Raw genomic sequence first — 19328 nt, forward strand, 5'->3', positions numbered from 1 at the left:
GAAGACACAACAGCAACCCGGACCTCGCGTAGCAGTGTCTTCCAAGTGCAGTCAAATGCCAGGTCAAAAGCTCGGTGAGTCGAGCGCGCGGTGCCCTCACCGCTTGCGTTGGCAACACGGATCGCGCAGAAACCACTCATCCGTTTTCGAGCAAAAAGCGCGCCTTGCTGGCCTGTGCCTGCTCGGGGAACTGCTCCAGCAGCTGACGCAGCAAGCGCGTACGCTGCGCGCCGTCCTGCAACTCGCCGTGTCGCAAGGCCAGCACGAACCAGTGCTGCGCCAGCTCGTCGCGCGGCACATCCAGCCCAACATCCTTCAACAGACGTTCGGCATCGGCCAGCAGTCCATTGCGCAGGCAGGTGGCGATCAGCGCCATGCGGGCCGATGGCGCGTAGTCGATCCCGGCCTTGCTCAGTTCGGCAGCCACCGTTAGCTGGTTGCGCGTCTGTTCGGCGTGATGGGTGTGCAGCTGCAATAGCGTCTGCGCATGCCGCACGCTGTCCTGGCTGCGACCGGCATTGCGCGCGGTGCGGTAGCGCGCGAGCGCCACGTCCAGACGATGCGGCTGCTCGCTGGCAAGCTCCGCCAGCAGGCGCTCGGCTTCCGCGTTTTCCATGCGTCCCAGATGTCGCTGCGCGCGCTCCCAGCGATCGTCCACCAGCACTGCCTCGTTCTCCTCCATAAAGGACTCACGCGTGCGCCGCAGCAGCACCAACGCGACGCCGAGCAACGCGCCACTGATCAGGCCACCGGCATGTGCCTCGAAGGCGACGTCGCCGTTGTCGTTCCAGAACAGGCTGTACAGCTCCCAACCCAGCCACAGCGGCAGCAGCAGGATCGCCGGACCGCGCACGTAGTCGAATACCACGAAGAACCAGTAGAAGAAGCGCACCTTGCGCCGGCCCCAGACCACGCAGAACGCGCCCATCAAGGCGGCGATCGCACCGGAGGCGCCCAGGCCACCGCCCGGCGCTCCCCAGCGCCACCACAGGCTGGCCGCGCTGGCGCCGAACCCGCCGAGCAGATACAGCAGCAGGAACCAGCCGCTGCCGATCGCCCCTTCCAACAGGGTGCCCAGCGCCAGCAGAAACAGCATGTTGCCCAGCAAATGATCGAAGCTGCCATGCAGGAAGGTGGCCGTCAGCATCCTCGCGGGAGACCACTCGGAGCTGCGCTGCAGATGCCGCAACGTGAACACCCTGGACAGGCGTGCATCGTAGGGGGCGCGCAATGTGCGCCATTCGCTCAAGCGCGCCTGGTCCTCGAACAATGCGCCGCTGCGCAACGCCTGTGCGAAGGCCACGTCGTGCATCGTCAGATGCGCCAGATACGCAAGGCGTTGGCGCGCCGGCACGCTGTCCAGCCTGGCCTGGCGCGCAGCGCGCAACTTGGTGTCGTCGGTCTGCTGCAGATAGCGCTCGTGGGCTTGCGCCTCCAGTGCACCGAGGCCGGACTCGACGTAGTAGCGCACCGCGTTTTCGACCAGCGCGTCGTCCTTGCGTTGATAGCCCAGGTAGACCACCACATTGATCAGCACCAGCAGCAGGGTCACCCAGGGAATGTTCTGGCGCGACCAGGGTTTGTGCAGCGGCATCAACAGCATGACAACGTCCGTGTCCGAGGTGCGCAAAGCTTCGCCGTGCGGCGGCAGATGCGCAAGCCGGCCATGCGCGCTAGCATCGCGGCCCTGCCGTCCGACACACCCGCCCATGAGCCGCTGGCGCCCGCCTGCCGAAAAAAGCACTGCACTGATCACGCCCGACGGCCATGCCCGGCTCAAGGCCGAGCTGGAAGAGCTCTGGCGCGTGCGTCGGCCGGAAGTGGTGCGTGCGCTGGCCGCCGCCGCGGCCGAGGGCGACCGATCGGAGAACGCCGAGTACACCTATCGCAAGAAGCAGCTCGGCGAGATCGACCGCCGCGTGCGCTACCTGAGCAAACGGCTGGAAGCGTTGCGCGTGGTGGACACCGCCCCCACCGACCCGCAGGCGGTGTTCTTCGGGGCGCAGGTGGAGCTGGAAGATGCCGACAGCGGCGAGCTGCTGCGCTACCGCATCGTCGGCCCTGACGAAACCGACGCCGGACGCGGCTGGATCAGCATCGACTCGCCCTTGGCGCGCGCCCTGCTGAAAAAACGCGTGGACGACGAGTTCGAAGCGCAGTTGCCGTCGGGCAAGCACACCTTCGTGGTGGTGTCGGTGGATTACGCCACTCAGTAGCCGAGTGATCGCACCCTGCTGACCTGCGTGTAGGGGCGCACTTGTGCGCGATGGGGCGTTATCGATAAGGCCCCATCGCACACAAGTGCGCTCCTACGGACAGATGTGTAAGGACCAGTGCCCAGTTACACCATCTGCAGATTCAACGCGCGTCCCTGCTGGATTGCGACATTGGCCGGCAATGCATCGCCGAACAGATCGTGCTCGTCACTGTCGGTGATTTCCACATCGACCAGGTCGCCGACCTTCAAGCCGCGCTCGCCGCCGTTCTGGATATGCACCAAGCCGTCGATTTCCGGGGCGTCCGCACGTGAGCGCGCCACCGCGATATCGTCCTCGATCAGGTCGACCAGGCATTGCTGCACGCTGCCGATCTTGGCCTCTAGCCGCGCGGCGGAAATCTCCGCCTGCCTGGCCATGAAGCGCGCCAGACGCTCCTGCTTGAGCTCTTCCGGCACCGGATCCGGCAACGCGTTGGCGCTGGCACCCTCCACCGGCGAATACGCAAACGCGCCGACGCGATCGAGCTGGGCCTGATCCAGGAAGTCGAGCATGGATTCGAATTCGGCATCGGTTTCCCCGGGGAAGCCGACGATGAAGGTGGAGCGCACCGTGATCTCCGGGCACATCGCCTTCCAGCGCTGCACGCGCTCGAGGGTTTTTTCTACCGCACCGGGCCGCTTCATCAGCTTGAGGATGCGCGGGCTGGCGTGCTGGAACGGGATGTCCAGGTACGGCAGTAGTTTGCCTTCGGCCATCAGCGGAATCACATCGTCCACGTGCGGGTACGGATACACGTAGTGCAGCCGCGTCCACACGCCCAGCTCCGACAGGCCTTCGCACAGCGCCTTCATGCGGGTCTGGTACATGCGATCGCGCCACGGGCGCTCGGCATATTTCAGGTCCACGCCGTAGGCCGAGGTGTCCTGCGAGACCACCAGCAGTTCCTTGACCCCGCCGCGGACCAGGCGTTCGGCTTCGCGCAGCACCTCATCGACCGGACGCGAGGCCAGATCGCCGCGCATCGAGGGAATGATGCAGAAGCTGCAACGGTGGTTGCAGCCTTCGGAGATCTTCAGATACGCGTAATGGCGCGGGGTCAGCTTGATGCCGTAGTCAGGCACCAGATCCACGAACGGGTCGTGGCGCGGCGGCAATGCGGCGTGCACCGCCTCCATCACGCTCTGGTAGTCCTGCGGGCCGGACACCGCCAGCACCTGCGGGTAGGCCTCGCGGATCTGTTCCGGGCGCTTGCCCAGGCAGCCGGTGACGATCACCTTGCCGTTGGCGTTCATCGCCTCGCCGATCGCGTCCAGCGACTCGGTCACCGCCGAGTCGATGAAACCGCAGGTGTTGACCACCACCACATCGGCGGCGTCGTAACTGGGCACGATGTCGTAGCCCTCCACGCGCAGCTGGGTGAGGATGCGTTCGGAGTCGACGAGCGCCTTCGGGCAGCCTAGTGACACGAAGCCAACTTTGGGCACCTGACTCTTCGAGGGATTCACATAATTCATTGATTTCATTTAACTTTTTGCGCCCGCCATACCGGCATCGAAGGTGGCTGATTGTATTTCTGTTGTGATACCACCCCAAGGCCACACTTATACCGACCTCGAAGATCGCGTCATCTTACCGACGAACGAGCCAACACCTGAAATAGCATGGACTCCCTCCCGTCCACGAGGGCTCGGATTGCAAAAGCTCAGGAAAACAATGGCGAAGTTCCAGCAGATGACCATCGGCGAGCGCATTCGGTGGCTACTGGTGTTCAGACGCCTCACCCAGCAAGAGCTGGCGTCAAAGATCGGGATCACGCAAAGCGCAGTCTCGAACATCGTCGGGAGCGCCTCGCGCCAGCCGACCGCGCGGACGCTGCTCAAGATGGCTGATGCCCTGGAATGCTCTGCGGAATTCATCCTGCTGGGCGAAGGTAGCCCCTTTGAGCAGGTCGCGCCCCGCAATGCGCGAGAGACCGAGCTGCTGAGTCTCTACCGGAGCCTCCAATTTACCGAGCAGACCACTCTCATGGTGATCGCGCGGATTCTTGCTCGCCGGACATAGCCGCCGCGCAGCGAATTGGAAAATCATGCCGATTTGCAACCACCGATGCCAGCGACACGGCCATAGATGCAGCCAATGCATAGCCCGATCAAGCTGACCTGTTTGACGTGTCTCAGGGATCTAGCGAGGCCAGTTCTCGCTCGCTAGCCGTTTGCGCCCCACGTAGTACGGTCGATTGGTGAGATCAAGGATAAGTGAGACCGCCGCCGTGGTGAACTGACCGCGAGCACCAACATAACGTTGCCGTAGCTCTTAGCGGCGAATTGAAGGTGAGCGCAAAGGCTCACTACTTTCTCAGCATTGAAGGAAACCTTGATCTCATGTGCGAACGCGTTGCGCACTTTGCGGATCAGATCGCACTCCCGGTGCTCGGCCTCAGAAATCAGCCCCAGTGCGAAGGCGGCAGCGATGCGCGCTGAGAACGCCCCCAGCGGCGCGTTAAAGCCGTCGAGCAATGCCTTGCTACCCTTGTTTTGAATCAGGAATGATTCGATCACTCGACTCAATAACTCATCAAGCATCGCTGCGGCAGCAAGTGCCGCGCCCCGCTCAGTCTCCTTATTGAAGTCGGCCAAGAAATTTATGAAGCCGTTGAGATGCGGATGGGTCTCCGTCAACGGTCTACGGGTCTCGATGACCATGGCCAGATTCTCGCCAAGAATACACTGCCGCAATAGCGCTTGCGCCGGGATCAATGTTGCCCAATCCGAGCCGTCGAAAGACCACCAACGCCCACAAGCGAATCACGTCACCCGTGGCTATTAGCTTCATCCCTGAAAAACTTGAAGTCCGCCGGCAACCTACCGCGGAGGGAGCGAAGCCGTTCCAGCATCGGCTCCAGCCCTGACTTCTTGCAGACCGAGAAGAATCGATGACCGTCAACGATGATCTCGATCTCATCGCCCTCCTGCAACTCCAGTGCCTCGACCAAGCTAACCGGCAGTCGTATAGCCAAGCTATCACCCCACTTCGCGACTCGCATAGTGAATCCGCATATTGAATACAAATTTATATTCTGCAGCTTACCCATGCCGCTGCAAGCAGATCCGTAGGTGCATGCTAAGCGACCTTGCGGTCAATGATTTTCGCACGCTCTACCCACCAAGCTTCGCCGCCGTCACGTAGAGCGCTACGCACCTTATCTAGATAGCGGCGCCCTGCGAAGCTGCCGGCAGCGAGGTCTACCAGTGCCTCCCAGAGTTTGCCGTTGTCAACGACGGTACCGAATTCGATGGGGGGCAGTTTCCGGTCAATGAAGCTGTCGACGACAGCGTGCCGGAGGTTCTCACACTGGTCCCATTCACGCCAGATAGACCCGGTTGGAAGCCGAGGCTTGGCGATGCGCCATGCGTTATCCGTAAGGCGCCCAGATGCCATTGCATCGTGGAGGCGCTGCACGGAGAGGAAAAAGAGCCTTCCCGCCGACCTCGAACACCATCCTCTTGCGCGGGCGAAAATGAAGGAGGCGAGCAGATCCTCGCTTCGCACGTCATCGGAGGTTTTTGTTCGCTCGACCGCCGTCACCCACGGGTCTGTCCCGACGCTGTTCGGCACGGCATCAGGGTTCAGGGTCTCCGCCAGCGCGAACAGTAGTGGTCTGTGCCAGATGACCCCGCGCGACATCCCTTCAGCCAGTTCGTCGAGACGACGGGCAATTGTTTGAACCCATACCAGCCTAGAGCGGATTCCGGCGATGTCCAAAATTGACAGTGCAGCCACCACCGGATCGATACCAAAGCGGTCGACCATAGCTGCCGAACATTCGTCGCGGCCGGCCTCCATTAGTGCTACTACGATCCGGACAGCCCCATCCTGACTGGCATCCAAGGCACTGATGAGTTTCGGCGCGTCAAGCGAGACTATCCGCCAGAACGATGCATGCTCGATGACGTCAGGACGTATTTGAAGCACCCTTACCGTGGTGCCTGGCACCGTCTCGATCAGATCGATCAGCTCGTCTACGTCGGCTTTGGAGAGCGCGGCATTGACGGCCTTATGGAGCGGATCGTCCTCCGACAGATCGTCGGCGAGGAGCTCAGGCCTCCATCGCAACAACGCGCGGCCGAGGACGAGCGGTTCGATGCCAAGCAGATCACGGTCTGCACGCACTTGCTGCAACGCGAAATCAAAGAGCGTTCGATCCACAAACTCAGGCCGAGAGAACACCCTGCGCGCAGCCGCCGCGCGACCCATGCGGCCTTGGCTACGCCCCAGCCGCTCGAGTTCGAAAACCGCTTTGGCCAATCTAGACGCTCCCTCGTGTGGCTTCAGGGCTTCGTACAGGTGAATAAGCGGGATCATTGCCGCCCGGCCTTTTGTGACGTCAGAGCCCACGTCGCGCAAGAACTGGCGCAGCCCCGATTCTGTAGGCGCCCCAAGGTCGTGGAGAAGGGTTTCAAGCCAGTCGTCCCCGTCTTTCGCGGAGGGGATTACCCCATCAAGCACTTTCGAACGGGTCGTTCGACTCACATCCATCAACTGAAGGTCGAACGCGTCGGCCGAGGTGGAACGGTCCTCCGTAGAGAACGTGCAGAACCTAAACGCCCGACGCATGCGGGGCCACTGCTGCATCCATAGAGCCACGACGAACCGTTCGTCCTCGGGACGCTCGCGTTCGTCTATGACCCTGCTTGTAGGTTTTCCATAGAGCGCGCTCGCCAAATGACGGGCTCGGCCCAGCCCGGAAGCAACGACGGGAGTCGACTCCCTGGAGACTAAGACCTCAAGCTGAATCGCGAACGCGGATCCTCCGCGGGCGGAAGGGCGCTGGAAGCGCTCAAGCAGGTCGTCCACCGAGCCGAGCCTCGCCAGATCCGCAAAGTCAATGAGAAGGGAATGAGTCCATACGCAACCCGGCCGGCTCATCTCCGGGGCAGCCCAAGTACGGGCGATGACGTACTTACCCGATTCGGCGAGAGGATATCCAGTGATGTAGCCGCTTGCTGGAATGCGACTGCCGCTGCCGGAGGCGTCGCTCAGCATCAGCATAGTACGCGCGTCTGACTGCGGGAGCTTGAGCGATCCTTCTATGAGACGGTGGCCCTCGCTGTAGCCGTGAAGCGTCTGTTCGACTTTTATGCGAACCCTGGTCAATGCATCAGCCATTGCAGCGGCTCTGTCAGGTCATTCGATTCGCGTTCGCCAAAGACGAGACGGATACGGTTAGCTGCGATGTCCACCTCTCGTAGTCGCTCCGCGTCGCGGCCGTTCTTGGCCGTCTTCTTCGGTGCCTCTGCGTCCACTGATTGGGCGTTCGCTTCGTTGCCGTCGTACTCCCCGCCTTGTGCGCTGACCCCGTACACCCGGGCCGTCCAACTGTCACGGGCAGCTTCGAGGTACTGGGCGAGGAGGGGCAGCTTTTGTCTAAGGAAAGCGTCAGGGGTAAGCCTTTCTCCCTCAACCTTATCCCAGGCGCTAATCATGACGACGATCTTGCGGCCTGATCGGCCTACGGGAGCATGCGAGATCAATTGGAGCAGATCCACTAGTTGCACCTGGGTCGGAGCGAGGCTCGAGTGCCAATCTTTCGGAAGGGCCTCAGCTTTCTGTTTGCCCGTGGCCTTGCGCTGAGCGGCGCGCTCCGTAACCCAGGCAGGCGCCTTCACTTTGTCGCCATTTAGGAGCAGCATGATGTTGCCGTCGGCAAGGCTCTCGCCCAGCACGCGCCCTAGTTCTCGATCTTCCCACATTGCGCGAAAATCTTCGCCAGGCGCGTCGGGCATGGCGATTTCGACCACCTTTCCTGCACTATCCTTCAGATTCATCTTTACCGCGCTCAAGCCCGTGAGGCTGGTGCGTGCTTGTTCGGTCGCCCTACGCCAAACCGTCACGATCTTGCGCAGATAGGTATGGTCGTTGTCCCCGATCGAGTCGAAGGCTAGCAACTTCGTGACGCGCCGCTCGTTCACTAGCTCCCACAACGCGGCCAAGAAGGTCGTCTTACCGGATCCAGGCAGGCCGATGATCGATATTGAGGCTCGGTGCTTGCCGATGTCAGCCACGTTCCGCCTCCTCTATCATGAGGCCATCGAAGACGCGACCGTTGCTATAACGTTGCCTAGTGCCCTGAGGTTTCGCACTAGGCTTCATCCAGAACTCCAGCATTTCAGCCAAACCAGCGCCACGCACGACGTTCGTGTCCTTGGGCGACGCAGATGTGAGGAAAGAGTCGATCTCGCCAAAGTGGGCGGCGAATGCACCGCTGATGCGGTCAATGATGGCACGGAAGTCGCGCTGCACTTGATCCTTACGGGGCGAGTCCTGCACAACGTCGTTCTTCGTCAGAACGATAGCGAGATTCGGCTTCCTTGGGAATGCACCGTTTTCGACCATGCCCTGGATGATGAGCGGTATGGTGCCCATGACGTCTGCGCGATCGCGCGGCGATGCCAACCGCTGGCCATCCACCAGCACGGTGATCACGTCCGCCCGCCGGAGCTCAAACATGGCGGTCGCGTTCGCCGTAAGGTCGGCGACTTCCTCGTACTCCTCGCCCGACCGGTCGGCGATGAGCAGAGACTGGAGCAGCCCGTTTCGCAGCACGTCGAGATGGTAGAAGCGGACCTCACCCCTTTTTGTTCGCTCCGAGTGCGGTTCATCGCGCTCCGAGGCGACCCTCGCGTCGTGACAGATGATCTCCAGCCCGTGCAACGTTGATGAGCCGGCGAAGCTGGTCTCACCTATAGGGCCCAGTTGGAACAGGTCGAAGAGACCGGCGATCACGCTTGTCTTGCCGGAATCGTGCACACCGATGACGCCAATCATCCTCGAGGGCAGCAAAGCGAGCACGCGGTCGGCGCGTCCGCTATCAAGCGGTAGCGCGCCAGGCAAAAGCACGCCATCGAACGAGTCGCCCCCGTCCTGATCCCGGTCGCTTTCGTCCTGATCGACTTCCTCCGGCTCCTTGCCATAGTAAGGGCACTTAGCGAGGTCGTCGTGGCCTTCAACGCACTTGCCCCCCTGAGCGACGCGGCACTCACGGTTTGCACAGACTAATTCGATCTCGGCCATCGTGGATCAACGCAGCCAGAGGATTTCGCGGTAGAACTGTTCCGCGAGGGCGATGGGCGACATGGTGGCCGCGCCATTGATACCCGTAATGGCGGTCCACCCGGCGTGCCAGCCCTCGCCCGCACCCGTCTCTTGACGCCTGAGCAGCGCGAAATGGACCGGTGAAGTGACAGGTGACGGCTTAAGCGCCTTCAGAGCCGCCGACGTCCAATCGTCCGAAACGGCATTCACCGCATCGGCGATCTTGGTCTGACCCGTCGCCTTCAGGCCGGCGCGGGACAGCAACGCGGGCATAGAGTTCGGACCCGGGGAGATAGTTGTGAGCGATGCAAGGTCGCGCGCGAACACGAGAGGCTTCTCGATGACGGGAATGGCGGCGAAAGCATGCTTCGGAAGCAGCGATCGCTGCCCGAGCACCCACGAGAGCAGGTCGAGTTCCTCGTCCGCCTTCTTACCAGCATCCACAAGCGACTCGATGGACTTGTTGAACTTGCCAACGAGATCGGCAAGTGCTTCGCCTACGGTTTCGGTGAAATGATCAAAGACATCCTTGTACGTGCTCGGGACGTTATGTTGCACATTGGAGAAGTCTGGCTCGAAAGCGAACTCCGGGGCAGTAATATCGATGTTGCTGAGGTCGGGTCGCATGCGGCGCGAAGCGCCGAGCCGCGATATGGTGTTCTCCGCCAAAGTAACCAGATCGACTGGCAGTGCGGGTTTGCGCACGCCACCGCAGGCTGTCGTAGCTACAGCCAGCGCGACCTTCGAATTAGAAACGAGGTACTGTAGAAGGACGCCGGCTGCCAGAATCTGATCCTGCCGATCTCCTTTTTCCATCGACGGGTCCGCGTCCGAGAACGCCTTCTGAAACTCTGCTAAAGCCACGGCCAGTTCATCATCCTGATGCCCTCCTGGGGGCGACTTCGTACCGAAGGCTAGCCTTACAAGCATCTCGGTTTTGGCGCTCGTCCACTTCTTGGCAATGGCTTCGATGGTGGACCAGCGCAGGACTCGCTGCGCACCGTCGGTCGAGATCTCGGAGTACAGTTTCGGAAAGTCAGCGTGCATATTCAGTTTCGCTCCCAGTCTATCGTTCTCGCGCGTCGACGAGTTGCTCCAGTCGGTCAAGCAAGCCGCGCTCTGAAGCGCGAATTAAGGCGACGCCGTAGCGCTGAGGCTCTGGCAAATTGATCTCCTCGTCGGTGATCAAGCCGAGTTCAAGCGCGATCTCGCGTCGGTCGCTCCCGTCCATGTCCCAAAAGCGGTCGACGAGATGCCTGGTCCTCGCGTCGCCCATGGATGCCTCCGCGTCTATGTAGGGAGCTGAAGCCGTCGAGCAAACACTGAAGGTCTCTGGTGTCACTGCCTCGACAATCCCGCCGGCCTTCACTCCGCCCGCTGCCTCGACGGGAAAGGGTATGCAGTGCCTAAATACTTCTTGGCCGTCGTTCTTTCGGATCGGCTGAAAGCCCTCCGGATGCGACTGGTACCTGTAAAGATGGCTAGCAACGTCAATCCGCCGCTCCGGACCCTCGCCTGCCACAGTCAGTTCGATGATGTTGTAGCTTGGTTCAAACTGCTTTTCTACATGCGACGGATTCACCGAACCAGCACTCCATCGCACGTAATTCGCGCTTTCCTGGATCCGCTGGCGGTGCTTGTGGCCGAACACCTGAAACATCACCCGTTCGTTGAGCATATCCTCAACGTCGTCACCGTCGATCAGCCAGTCTGGCGGGTGATGACAAATTGTGAGATTCACGACGTTTGGCGAAGGGTCGATCGTCTGGAGCGGGCTCAAATAGAGCGAACCTTTGTCGTCGTTGGCGCCATTGCGTCCCGATAGCAGGGTGGACGTCAGACCATGAATTCGAAGCGTGACATCTGGTCCTAGCTCGCGTTCCTGCTTCCAATAGAGATGGCCAGGATAAACCTGACAGTTCATATTCTTAGAGAAGTCGTTGTACGCGGCGTGGCCGTGGAAGAGAGCTTGTCCGGTATCGTTATGAGCGAGTTGCCTTCGGAGCATCCATAGCCGATCGTCTTCGCTTTTTGCCTGGAAGATCATCGCCTGCGCATTCATCGTCGGCGCGTCCTCGCACGACTTTCGGTTCACGTCGTGATTTCCGGGCACCACCCAGATGCTAGCGCTATCGCATCCGCATCTCGCAGCCAAGTCAAGCAGCCAGCTTCTGGCGACCTCGTACTCCCGCGGATCACCTTGGAATGCGATGTCGCCGCCGACCATTATCGCGTCTATCGAACCCATCGCCGCGACACGGCCAGTAAGGTGCCGCTCAAGACGAGTGCGATAAGCCTTGTCCCGGTCATGATCAGGATCAAGGCATTCAGGGGCTCTGAAGTGAATGTCTGAAAGATGGAGTATCCGCATCGTTTTGTTCTTGAGACCCCGCAAGGTTTAGATGATGGCACCGCACAGATCAATCAACAGACCAGGCCCCGCCCCATTCTCGCCACACCATGAGATCGAAATCGCACTTTTGACAGCTGTAGGGAGCAAGTTTTCGAACGTTGCGTTGGAAAGCGAGTGTATGCGAAACGGATACTCAAGCGACGCCGTATCGGGTCAATTGGCACGGGTTCATCGCACACGCAAGTCGGTCGTCGTCGAGGAGTCCGGCCTGCAAGGGCCGCCTTATAGTCGCTTAAGCATTGCTCCAGAGAGGTCTGGCGCGTCTACCAAGAAAGGCGATACGCCATCATCTGCCGTCAGCAAGTGTTACCTGGCCAAATGTCACCGCCCTTGGTCCTCGATCCGAAGAATGCACAGCTACTCGCTAGCGACCTTGGTAGAGACACGCGAATGCAAGAAGACGGTGCTCCAACGCGTGCCAGATACCTTTGTCGTCCAGGGCTTCCGGCGCAGGCGCCGCACTGCTCCAGTGCCATTTCACCTTGCTTTCCCAGGCGCCCCTTCGACAGTGACCACCTTGCCCGCGCCAATGTGGGCCGTTGTACTCCCGCGTGACGATATAAATAGGCTTGCTTCTGGACAGCCAAGGCTGACGAAGCCGACTTTGGGGTTCAGCTGGGACATGGAAGCAGGAGCCTGGGAACGGAGCGGCCTGGGCCCTGAGTGGAGCAATTATAGCGGCGCGCGGGCAGCGCTCTGAACCGCGCTGCGGGCAAGCAATCTCATCTTAGCGAGTCCCTCACCTGCAGCGCCGCCGATCCGGTCGATAATGCGCGCCTTCCCCCTTACCGCAGCAGGAGTTCCCATGGGTCACTGGACCACGCTCGACACCCCCGACGGCCAGGTCGCCGCCTGGCACGCCACCCCGACCACCAGCCCGCGCGGCGGCCTGGTGGTGATCCAGGAAATCTTCGGCGTCAACGAACATATCCGCGCGGTGGCCGACGACTACGCCGCGCGCGGCTACGAAGTGCTGGCGCCGGCCTTCTTCGACCTGGAAGAGAAGGACGTGCAACTGCCCTACGACCAGGAGAGCCTGCAGCGCGGCCTGGCACTGGCCAATGCGGTCGGCCTGGAGCGCGCGGTGGAGGTGGTCAAATCCGCTGCCACCCTGCTCAGCCGCGCCGGCAAGGTCGGCACCGTGGGCTATTGCTGGGGCGGCTCGGTGGCGCTGCTGTCGGCGATCCGCCTGGGGCTGCCCTCGGTGAGCTATTACGGCGGCCGCAATACCCAGCTGCTGGACGAAACCCCGACCGCACCGGTGATGTTCCACTTCGGTGAGCAGGACAGCAGCATTCCGCCCGAGGCGATCCAGGCCCACCGCGAGAAGCTGCCGCAGATGGAGACCTTCGTGTATCCCACCGGCCACGCCTTCAACCGCAGCATCGACCCGAACCACTACGACGCCGACAGCGCCGAGCGCGCGCTGCAGCGCACCCTGGGCTTCTTCGAAGCGCATCTGGGATGAGCGAGGTTGCAGCAGGCATGTCCGAGGCGAGCGGCTTTCAGCCCGATGCGCGGCTGGCCGCCGACAGCGTGTTCGTCGCCGACGGACCGCTGTCGCAGGTGCGGCTGATGGACGACAGCCGCTTCCCATGGCTGCTGCTGGTGCCGCGGGTGGCCGATGCCAGCGAGTGGATCGATCTGGACGGCGGCCAGCAGCGCCTGTTGCTGGCCGAGATCAATCAGCTCTCGCAGTTGCTGCGGGTCGAGCCCGGCGTCGCCAAACTCAATATCGGCGCGCTCGGCAACATCGTGCAGCAGTTGCATGTGCACCTGGTCGGCCGGCATCCGGGCGATGCGGCCTGGCCCGGCCCGGTCTGGGGCAGCGGCAGCGCGCAGCGCTTCGACCCCGATACGCTGCAGCAGCGTGTCGCTGCATGGGCGCAGCGGCTACGATAGGCGCCCGCCTCATAACCACCTTCCCGCATGAAATCCAATGTCGTCGCCGCACTGATCCTGATCCTCGTCGGCCTGCTGTTCCTGGCCAACAACCTGGGCTGGACCAATGTCAGTCTTGGCCGGCTGATCGCCACCTGGTGGCCGGCGGCGTTGGTTGCCTGCGGTGTGGGGATGTTGTTTGGGCGCGGCAAGTAGTCGGGAATCGGGAATCGGGATTGGGGAATCGTGAGAGCGGGCTTCAGGCGCTGTTGATTCCCTGGTTTGCTTTGGTGTCTTCCAAGAGACAGCCCCGATTGCGCGCTGGCGCCGTCTGGCCGCTGATTCGCCAGCCTGTGCCCCTGGCTACCTCTCGGCTTTGCCGACATGACGTTTGTCATCCGCACGTGTTGACTTCCGGCACCTGATCGGCGGGCGCATTGCGCGCAGCATGGCCTCCTACCTACCGAGGACGCCGCCATGCACTACCGCCTGATCCCTGCCCTGTTCCTGATCACGCTGGGCACGCTGTTTCTGCTGGACAACCTCGGGCTGGCCCGTCTCGATGTGGGCCACCTGGTGTCGACCTGGTGGCCGGCGTTGCTGATCGCCGCGGGCGTGCGCCACCTGCTGCGCTACCGCGAGCGGGCGGCCGCCACCTGCTGAAGGCGCGGCCGCACCACGGCATCAGGTGCGCGGCAGGGTCACGCCGGTCTGGCCCTGGTACTTGCCGCCGCGGTCCTTGTACGAGGTCTCGCAGACCTCGTCGGACTGGAAGAACAGCATCTGCGCCACGCCTTCGTTGGCGTAGATGCGCGCCGGCAGCGGCGTGGTGTTGCTGAATTCCAGCGTGACGTGGCCTTCCCATTCCGGTTCCAGCGGGGTCACGTTGACGATGATGCCGCAGCGCGCATAGGTGCTCTTGCCCAGGCACACCACCAGGGTGTCGCGCGGGATGCGGAAGTATTCCACCGTCCGCGCCAGCGCAAAGCTGTTCGGCGGGATGATGCACACATCCGATTCGATATCGACAAAGCTGCCCGGATCGAAGTGCTTGGGGTCGACGATCGTCGAGTTGATGTTGGTGAAGATCTTGAACTCGCGCGAGCAGCGCACGTCGTACCCGTAGCTGGAGGTGCCGAAGCTGACGATGCGCTGGCCGGCGGCATCGTGCTTGATCTGCCCGGGCTCGAACGGCTCGATCATCGCGTGCTGTTCGGCCATGCGCTTGATCCAGCGGTCGCTCTTGATGCTCATGCGGTGTTCCTTGAAGACGGAAGGCGGCAGGCCGAGCGGCCCGCGCGAAAGGCAGCGAATTCTAGCAAGCGGCCGGCACCAGCGGCCGGCCTGCGCACTACAGCAACGACGCCGAAATCGGGATGCTGGCGCGCGGACGCTTGCCCAGCTCCTCGGAAAGCCGCGCGGCGGCAGCCAGATAGGCCCGCGCTGCCGCCGACTCCGGCGCGGCCACCACGATCGGCTGGCCGGCATCGCCCTGCTCGCGGATCGCAATCGCCAATGGCAACGACCCGAGCAAGGGCACACCGTACTGCGCGGCCATGCGCTCGCCACCGCCTTCGCCGAACAGGTGCTCGCGGTGACCACAGCTGGAGCAGGTATGCACCGCCATGTTCTCGACGATGCCAAGCACCGGCACCTCGACCTTTTCGAACATCTTCAAGGCCTTGCGCGCGTCCAGCGTGGCGATGTCCTGCGGCGTGGTGACGATCACCGCACCGGCCACCGGGATCTTCTGCGACAAGGTCAGCTGGATGTCGCCGGTGCCCGGCGGCAGGTCGATCAGCAGGTAATCCAGGTCGTCCCACAGTGTGTCGTTGAACAGCTGGGTCAGCGCCGAGGTTGCCATCGGCCCGCGCCAGATCATTGGCGTGTCCTGGTCGACCAGCAAGCCGATCGACATCGCCTCGATGCCGAACGCGCGCAACGGCTCGATCGACTTGTTGTCCGGGCTGTCCGGCCGCCCGCTCAGGCCCAGCATCGCCGGCACGCTCGGCCCATAGATATCCGCGTCCAGCACGCCCACGCGTGCGCCCTGCTGACGCAAGGCCAGCGCCAGATTCACCGCCGTGGTGGATTTGCCCACCCCGCCCTTGCCGGAGCCGACCGCGATCACATTGCGGATCCGCGGATGCGGCGCCAACGCGCCCTGCACCGCATGCGCGGGAATTCTGCGTTCGCCGGTCATGCGCCTGCGCTCCGGGAGAGATCGATCGCCTTGCTTGAAGCGCGTTGCACCATCGTCGTCATTGTCTGCCTGATTGCTCGTGCTGCCGCCGCAGCGATGGCTGCATCGCCACAGCCGCAGCGCTGGAAAGGTCGTCAGTTTACCCAGTCCGGCCACACGCAGACGCGTTGCAAGCCGTCAGCAGCCAGGCGTGTTGTCGGCCCTGGCAGGTGTCACACGGCGACACATTTCACAAATGTGGACACATGATTAAGGAATTGTTACGGTCGAAATCCAGTTCAGCCAGCGCTCAGCGAGCGCGACTGTTTCGCCAAATCCCAGCGAGGAATCCGCAAGGTCATGTCGAGTCGTCTTCCGCAACACACCCAGCGTCATCGTTTGAGCACCGCGTTGTTTGCCGTGCTGGCCGCTTCTGCCGGCCACGCCGCCGCGCAGTCGGAAAGCGGAGTCGCGCCCGGCACCACCGATCTGGACAAGGTCACCGTCACCGGCTCGCGCATCGCGCGTACCGGCTTTGTCACGCCCTCGCCGGTCACTGCGATCAGCGCCGAGGAAATCCGCGCCACCGGCGCGACCACCATCAGCGATCTGATGGCGCGCATGCCCGCGCTGGCACCGAGCTACACGCTGGGCAACTCCACCCGCTTCATCGGCACCGCCGGGCTGGGCCTGCTCGACCTGCGCGGCATGGGCGTGGACCGCACATTGGTACTGGTCAACGGCCGCCGCCATGTTGGTTCGAGCCCGGGCTCGACCGCGGTGGACGTCAACACCATTCCGGTGGAATGGGTCGAACGCGTGGAAGTCATCACCGGTGGCGCCTCGGCCGTGTATGGCGCCGATGCGGTGGCCGGCGTGGTCAACTTCATCCTCAAGAAGAACTTCACCGGTTTCGAGACGCGTGCGCAGACCGGCCTGGCCGACGAGGGCAACTACAACCGCTCCTTCGCCAGCTTCTCGGCAGGCACCGACTTTGCGGATGGCCGCGGCAACATCGCGGTGTCCGGCGAATACAGCAAGCAGGACCGCTTCGGTCGCGGCAACCGCGCCATCGGCCGCGAATATCTGGTGTCGGTTCCGAACCCCGCGTTCGACCCGAGCCAACCGCCGAGCGAACGCAATCCGCAGAATGTGCTCAGCGGCCCGGGCGGCAATCATTCCACGTCCTACGGCGGCACCTTCAACCTGGGCACCTTCGATTTCCGCAACCCGGCCAGCTATGGCAACCGCTACCTGTTCAACCAGGACGGCAGCTTCCGCCGCAATCGCTACAACGGCCCGGTGGTCAGCAATACCTCGTGCGTGGATTGCGATTTCGTCGATCTGAATGCGGTTGCCGACCTGCAGCCCGGCTTCGATCGCAAGAGCGTCAATACCATGATCAACTTCGAGATCAGCGCGAACCATCGCCTGTTCTTCGAGGGCAAGTACAGCGAGACCGATTCGGAATTCTTCGGCCAGCCGGCATTCGACAGCTCGCTGCGCGTGCGTCGTCAGAATCCGTATGTCAGCCCCGAACTCGGTGCGCTGATGGATTCGCGCGGTGCCACCCAGATCCTGATGAACCGCTTCAACGTCGATGCCGGCCGCCGCGGCGAGAACATCGAGCGCAAGACCTACCGCGCAGTGCTCGGCGCCGAAGGCAATTTCACTGACAACTGGAGCTACGACGTGTCTGCCAACTACGGCAAGACCACGGTCGACCGCCTGAACCTCAACAACCGCATCAATGAGCGCTGGCAAGCCGGTATCGACGCCGCACGCGATGCTGGCGGCAACATCGTCTGCCGCACCACGCTGGATCCGGGCGCGATCAACCCCCACACCAACCGTGTCTATTCGGCCCTGGCGCGCGAGGGCTGCGTGCCGTTCAGTGTGTTCGGCAACGGCGCGGTGACCCCGGAAGCAGCGGCGTGGTTCAACACCACCGCGCGCTCGCAGGCCAAGATCCAGCAGACCGTGTTCAGCGCATCGGTGGCCAACAGCAACCTGCTGTCGCTGCCGGCCGGCGACATCGGGTTTGCCGGCGGCGTGGAGTACCGCAAGGAGCAGAGCGAGGAAATCACTGATCCGCTGGCGGCCTCGGGCGCGACCTTCCTCAACGCCATCCCCAATAGCGGTGGCGAGTACACCGTCAAGGAAATCTTCGTCGAGAGCACCATTCCGTTGCTCGCCGGCCTGCCGGGCGTGGACCGGTTGGCGCTGGACGTGGCAGGCCGCTATTCGGACTACGACAGCATCGGCTCGACCAAGACCTGGAACGTGGGCCTGGACTGGACCATCATCCCCTCGCTGCGTCTGCGCGGCACGCTGGCACAGGCAGTGCGCGCGCCCAGCATCGGCGAGCTGTACGACTCGCAGAGCGAGAACTTCGCGACCATCAACGATCCCTGCAACTACCTGCCGACCAATACCAACCGCCCGGGCACCGCAGGCGACGTGGCATTGCGCCAGGCCAACTGCAGCGCGCTGGGCGTGCCGGTGGGCTGGATCGACACCTTCACCTCCACCCGCCCCGGCGTCAGCGGCGGCAACCCGGAGCTGAAGCCGGAGCGCGCGCGCAGCCTGTCCTATGGCCTGGTGTGGCAACCGGAGTTCTTCGAAGGCTTCGGCATGTCGATCGACTACTGGCGCATCGACCTGCAGGACGCGATCGGCACCGTGACCGCAGAAACCAATGCCACGCGTTGCGTGGACAATCCAGGTGGCATCGACAACAGCTTCTGCGGCTTCGTGCAGCGCGCCCCGCTGGGTGGATTCACCGACCCGCAGGGCCGCATCTATCCCGAGCACAGCATCATCGGCTGGCAGGCGCTCAATGAAAACCTGTCGCGCTCGCGGCGTGTGGGCGTGGATCTGGAAATGGACTACCGCTTCCAGCTCGGCGAAGGCAACACCGTGCTGCGCCTGGTCGGTACGCGCCTGATCCAGTCGCGCGAATGGGTGTTCCAGGACTTTCCGGCCGAGTACGACGAGTACGTGACCTACGTGACCGACCCGCGCTGGCGCGCGCAGTTCCAGACCAAGTACAACTGGAATGAATGGCGCGCTTCGTGGGACATGAACTACGTGGACGGCAACCTGCGCGTGACACCGGAAAGCTACAACAGCAATCCGGGCTCGGCCAGCCCGATCAGGAACGGCTCGTACACCTATCACAACTTCCAGTTCGGCTATCAGTTCCCCGGCTCGAAGATCGACGTCTACCTCGGCATCGACAACGCCTTCGACAAGGATCCGCCGCGTAACTACTTTGGCTCGGACTTCACCTCTGCGCTGTACGACAACGTCGGACGGTTCTTCTATCTGGGGACAACGGTGCGGTTCTAACCCGGGAATGACGCTTGAAAAGACGCCCCGCTTGCCGGGGTTTCTTTTTGCCACGTGGCGAGCGCGGCCGTGATGCCTACCGCCGCAGGCCTGCTCGCCATAGTCGCGACAGCTTCCTGACTTCAGGCCTGGCTTATCTGTATCGAATGTAACTACTAGTTAAAAAGCGTTGTTGAGGTTGTTTGTTTCT

At 62.4% G+C, this 19328-nt stretch carries 18 protein-coding genes; 7 read left to right on the top strand and 11 right to left on the bottom strand.

Annotated features, from left to right (window positions below; all coding sequences use genetic code 11):
- Positions 1 to 136: 136 nt before the first annotated feature.
- Positions 137 to 1603 (bottom strand): rhomboid family intramembrane serine protease, encoded by a 1467-nt coding sequence (locus tag H7A86_RS13270; RefSeq protein WP_180707889.1) that lies wholly within the window; start codon positions 1601 to 1603, stop codon positions 137 to 139.
- 106 nt (positions 1604 to 1709) lie between these two features.
- On the opposite strand from H7A86_RS13270, the gene greB reads away from it, so the two are divergent.
- Positions 1710 to 2216 (top strand): transcription elongation factor GreB, encoded by a 507-nt coding sequence (gene greB / locus H7A86_RS13275; protein ID WP_119131293.1) that lies wholly within the window; start codon positions 1710 to 1712, stop codon positions 2214 to 2216.
- A 125-nt stretch (positions 2217 to 2341) separates the two neighbouring features.
- Here greB and rimO read toward each other — a convergent pair whose 3' ends face one another.
- On the bottom strand, positions 2342 to 3742 hold the full coding sequence (gene rimO / locus H7A86_RS13280) for a 30S ribosomal protein S12 methylthiotransferase RimO (RefSeq protein ID WP_119131292.1): 1401 nt from the start codon (positions 3740 to 3742) through the stop codon (positions 2342 to 2344).
- Positions 3743 to 3932: 190 nt separating this feature from the next.
- Here rimO and H7A86_RS13285 point away from each other — a divergent pair, with 190 nt between their 5' ends.
- Positions 3933 to 4280 (top strand): helix-turn-helix domain-containing protein, encoded by a 348-nt coding sequence (locus H7A86_RS13285; RefSeq protein ID WP_119131291.1) that lies wholly within the window; start codon positions 3933 to 3935, stop codon positions 4278 to 4280.
- 143 nt (positions 4281 to 4423) lie between these two features.
- Here H7A86_RS13285 and H7A86_RS13290 read toward each other — a convergent pair whose 3' ends face one another.
- From H7A86_RS13290 to H7A86_RS13320, 7 genes are all read right to left on the bottom strand, one after another.
- Positions 4424 to 4921, bottom strand: coding sequence for a hypothetical protein (locus tag H7A86_RS13290; RefSeq protein WP_197944227.1), 498 nt, complete (start codon positions 4919 to 4921; stop codon positions 4424 to 4426).
- A 107-nt stretch (positions 4922 to 5028) separates the two neighbouring features.
- Positions 5029 to 5211, bottom strand: coding sequence for an AbrB family transcriptional regulator (locus H7A86_RS13295; RefSeq protein WP_232099099.1), 183 nt, complete (start codon positions 5209 to 5211; stop codon positions 5029 to 5031).
- Positions 5212 to 5339: 128 nt separating this feature from the next.
- Positions 5340 to 7385: a GAP1-N1 domain-containing protein gene (locus tag H7A86_RS13300; protein WP_119131290.1), complete on the bottom strand. Its 2046-nt coding sequence runs from the start codon at positions 7383 to 7385 to the stop codon at positions 5340 to 5342.
- Positions 7370 to 8281 (bottom strand): TRAFAC clade GTPase domain-containing protein, encoded by a 912-nt coding sequence (locus H7A86_RS13305; protein ID WP_119131289.1) that lies wholly within the window; start codon positions 8279 to 8281, stop codon positions 7370 to 7372. The genes H7A86_RS13300 and H7A86_RS13305 overlap by 16 nt, the downstream gene beginning before the upstream one ends.
- Positions 8274 to 9290: a TRAFAC clade GTPase domain-containing protein gene (locus H7A86_RS13310; protein ID WP_119131288.1), complete on the bottom strand. Its 1017-nt coding sequence runs from the start codon at positions 9288 to 9290 to the stop codon at positions 8274 to 8276. The genes H7A86_RS13305 and H7A86_RS13310 overlap by 8 nt, the downstream gene beginning before the upstream one ends.
- A 6-nt stretch (positions 9291 to 9296) precedes the next feature.
- Positions 9297 to 10418 (bottom strand): GTPase-associated system all-helical protein GASH, encoded by a 1122-nt coding sequence (locus H7A86_RS13315; RefSeq protein ID WP_119131287.1) that lies wholly within the window; start codon positions 10416 to 10418, stop codon positions 9297 to 9299.
- Positions 10378 to 11682, bottom strand: coding sequence for a metallophosphoesterase (locus H7A86_RS13320; RefSeq protein WP_119131286.1), 1305 nt, complete (start codon positions 11680 to 11682; stop codon positions 10378 to 10380). The genes H7A86_RS13315 and H7A86_RS13320 overlap by 41 nt, the downstream gene beginning before the upstream one ends.
- A gap of 847 nt (positions 11683 to 12529) precedes the next feature.
- Here H7A86_RS13320 and H7A86_RS13325 point away from each other — a divergent pair.
- From H7A86_RS13325 to H7A86_RS13340, 4 genes are all read left to right on the top strand, one after another.
- The gene (locus tag H7A86_RS13325; protein ID WP_119131285.1) at positions 12530 to 13192 is read left to right on the top strand and encodes a dienelactone hydrolase family protein; all 663 of its coding nucleotides are present in this window, start codon (positions 12530 to 12532) and stop codon (positions 13190 to 13192) included.
- A gap of 17 nt (positions 13193 to 13209) precedes the next feature.
- Entirely contained in the window at positions 13210 to 13626 is a 417-nt protein-coding gene (locus H7A86_RS13330; RefSeq protein ID WP_425509723.1) for an HIT domain-containing protein, read from the top strand.
- Positions 13627 to 13653: 27 nt separating this feature from the next.
- The gene (locus H7A86_RS13335) at positions 13654 to 13821 is read left to right on the top strand and encodes a LiaI-LiaF-like domain-containing protein (RefSeq protein WP_006452352.1); all 168 of its coding nucleotides are present in this window, start codon (positions 13654 to 13656) and stop codon (positions 13819 to 13821) included.
- Positions 13822 to 14082: 261 nt separating this feature from the next.
- Positions 14083 to 14268 carry a LiaI-LiaF-like domain-containing protein gene (locus H7A86_RS13340; RefSeq protein WP_119131283.1) on the top strand — a complete coding sequence of 62 codons (186 nt, stop codon included), beginning with the start codon at positions 14083 to 14085 and terminating at the stop codon, positions 14266 to 14268.
- A gap of 21 nt (positions 14269 to 14289) precedes the next feature.
- Here the strand turns inward: H7A86_RS13340 and dcd are convergent, their stop codons facing one another.
- Both dcd and apbC read right to left on the bottom strand, forming a co-directional pair.
- A complete protein-coding gene (gene dcd / locus H7A86_RS13345; protein WP_010366727.1) occupies positions 14290 to 14859 on the bottom strand; it encodes a dCTP deaminase in 570 nt (189 codons plus the stop codon).
- A 97-nt stretch (positions 14860 to 14956) separates the two neighbouring features.
- A complete protein-coding gene (gene apbC / locus H7A86_RS13350) occupies positions 14957 to 15808 on the bottom strand; it encodes an iron-sulfur cluster carrier protein ApbC (protein ID WP_104581933.1) in 852 nt (283 codons plus the stop codon).
- A 339-nt stretch (positions 15809 to 16147) separates the two neighbouring features.
- Between apbC and H7A86_RS13355 the strand changes: the two genes are divergently transcribed.
- Entirely contained in the window at positions 16148 to 19138 is a 2991-nt protein-coding gene (locus H7A86_RS13355; RefSeq protein ID WP_119131282.1) for a TonB-dependent receptor plug domain-containing protein, read from the top strand.
- Positions 19139 to 19328 lie beyond the last annotated feature (190 nt).

The sequence above is a fragment of the Xanthomonas euroxanthea genome (assembly GCF_903989455.1).
Classification (GTDB): Bacteria; Pseudomonadota; Gammaproteobacteria; order Xanthomonadales; family Xanthomonadaceae; genus Xanthomonas; species Xanthomonas euroxanthea.

Excerpts from the sequence above, each read along its gene's own strand:
- H7A86_RS13340 (WP_119131283.1), top strand. The coding sequence starts at position 14,083 with ATGCACTACCGCCTGATCCCTGCCCTGTTCCTGATCACGCTGGGCACG.
- H7A86_RS13355 (WP_119131282.1), top strand. The coding sequence starts at position 16,148 with ATGTCGAGTCGTCTTCCGCAACACACCCAGCGTCATCGTTTGAGCACC.
- rimO (WP_119131292.1), bottom strand. The coding sequence starts at position 3,742 with ATGAAATCAATGAATTATGTGAATCCCTCGAAGAGTCAGGTGCCCAAA.
- H7A86_RS13335 (WP_006452352.1), top strand. The coding sequence starts at position 13,654 with ATGAAATCCAATGTCGTCGCCGCACTGATCCTGATCCTCGTCGGCCTG.
- H7A86_RS13290 (WP_197944227.1), bottom strand. The coding sequence starts at position 4,921 with ATGGTCATCGAGACCCGTAGACCGTTGACGGAGACCCATCCGCATCTC.
- H7A86_RS13330 (WP_425509723.1), top strand. The coding sequence starts at position 13,210 with ATGTCCGAGGCGAGCGGCTTTCAGCCCGATGCGCGGCTGGCCGCCGAC.
- H7A86_RS13325 (WP_119131285.1), top strand. The coding sequence starts at position 12,530 with ATGGGTCACTGGACCACGCTCGACACCCCCGACGGCCAGGTCGCCGCC.
- H7A86_RS13300 (WP_119131290.1), bottom strand. The coding sequence starts at position 7,385 with ATGGCTGATGCATTGACCAGGGTTCGCATAAAAGTCGAACAGACGCTT.
- dcd (WP_010366727.1), bottom strand. The coding sequence starts at position 14,859 with ATGAGCATCAAGAGCGACCGCTGGATCAAGCGCATGGCCGAACAGCAC.
- H7A86_RS13270 (WP_180707889.1), bottom strand. The coding sequence starts at position 1,603 with ATGCTGTTGATGCCGCTGCACAAACCCTGGTCGCGCCAGAACATTCCC.
- H7A86_RS13310 (WP_119131288.1), bottom strand. The coding sequence starts at position 9,290 with ATGGCCGAGATCGAATTAGTCTGTGCAAACCGTGAGTGCCGCGTCGCT.
- H7A86_RS13285 (WP_119131291.1), top strand. The coding sequence starts at position 3,933 with ATGGCGAAGTTCCAGCAGATGACCATCGGCGAGCGCATTCGGTGGCTA.
- apbC (WP_104581933.1), bottom strand. The coding sequence starts at position 15,808 with ATGACCGGCGAACGCAGAATTCCCGCGCATGCGGTGCAGGGCGCGTTG.
- greB (WP_119131293.1), top strand. The coding sequence starts at position 1,710 with ATGAGCCGCTGGCGCCCGCCTGCCGAAAAAAGCACTGCACTGATCACG.
- H7A86_RS13320 (WP_119131286.1), bottom strand. The coding sequence starts at position 11,682 with ATGCGGATACTCCATCTTTCAGACATTCACTTCAGAGCCCCTGAATGC.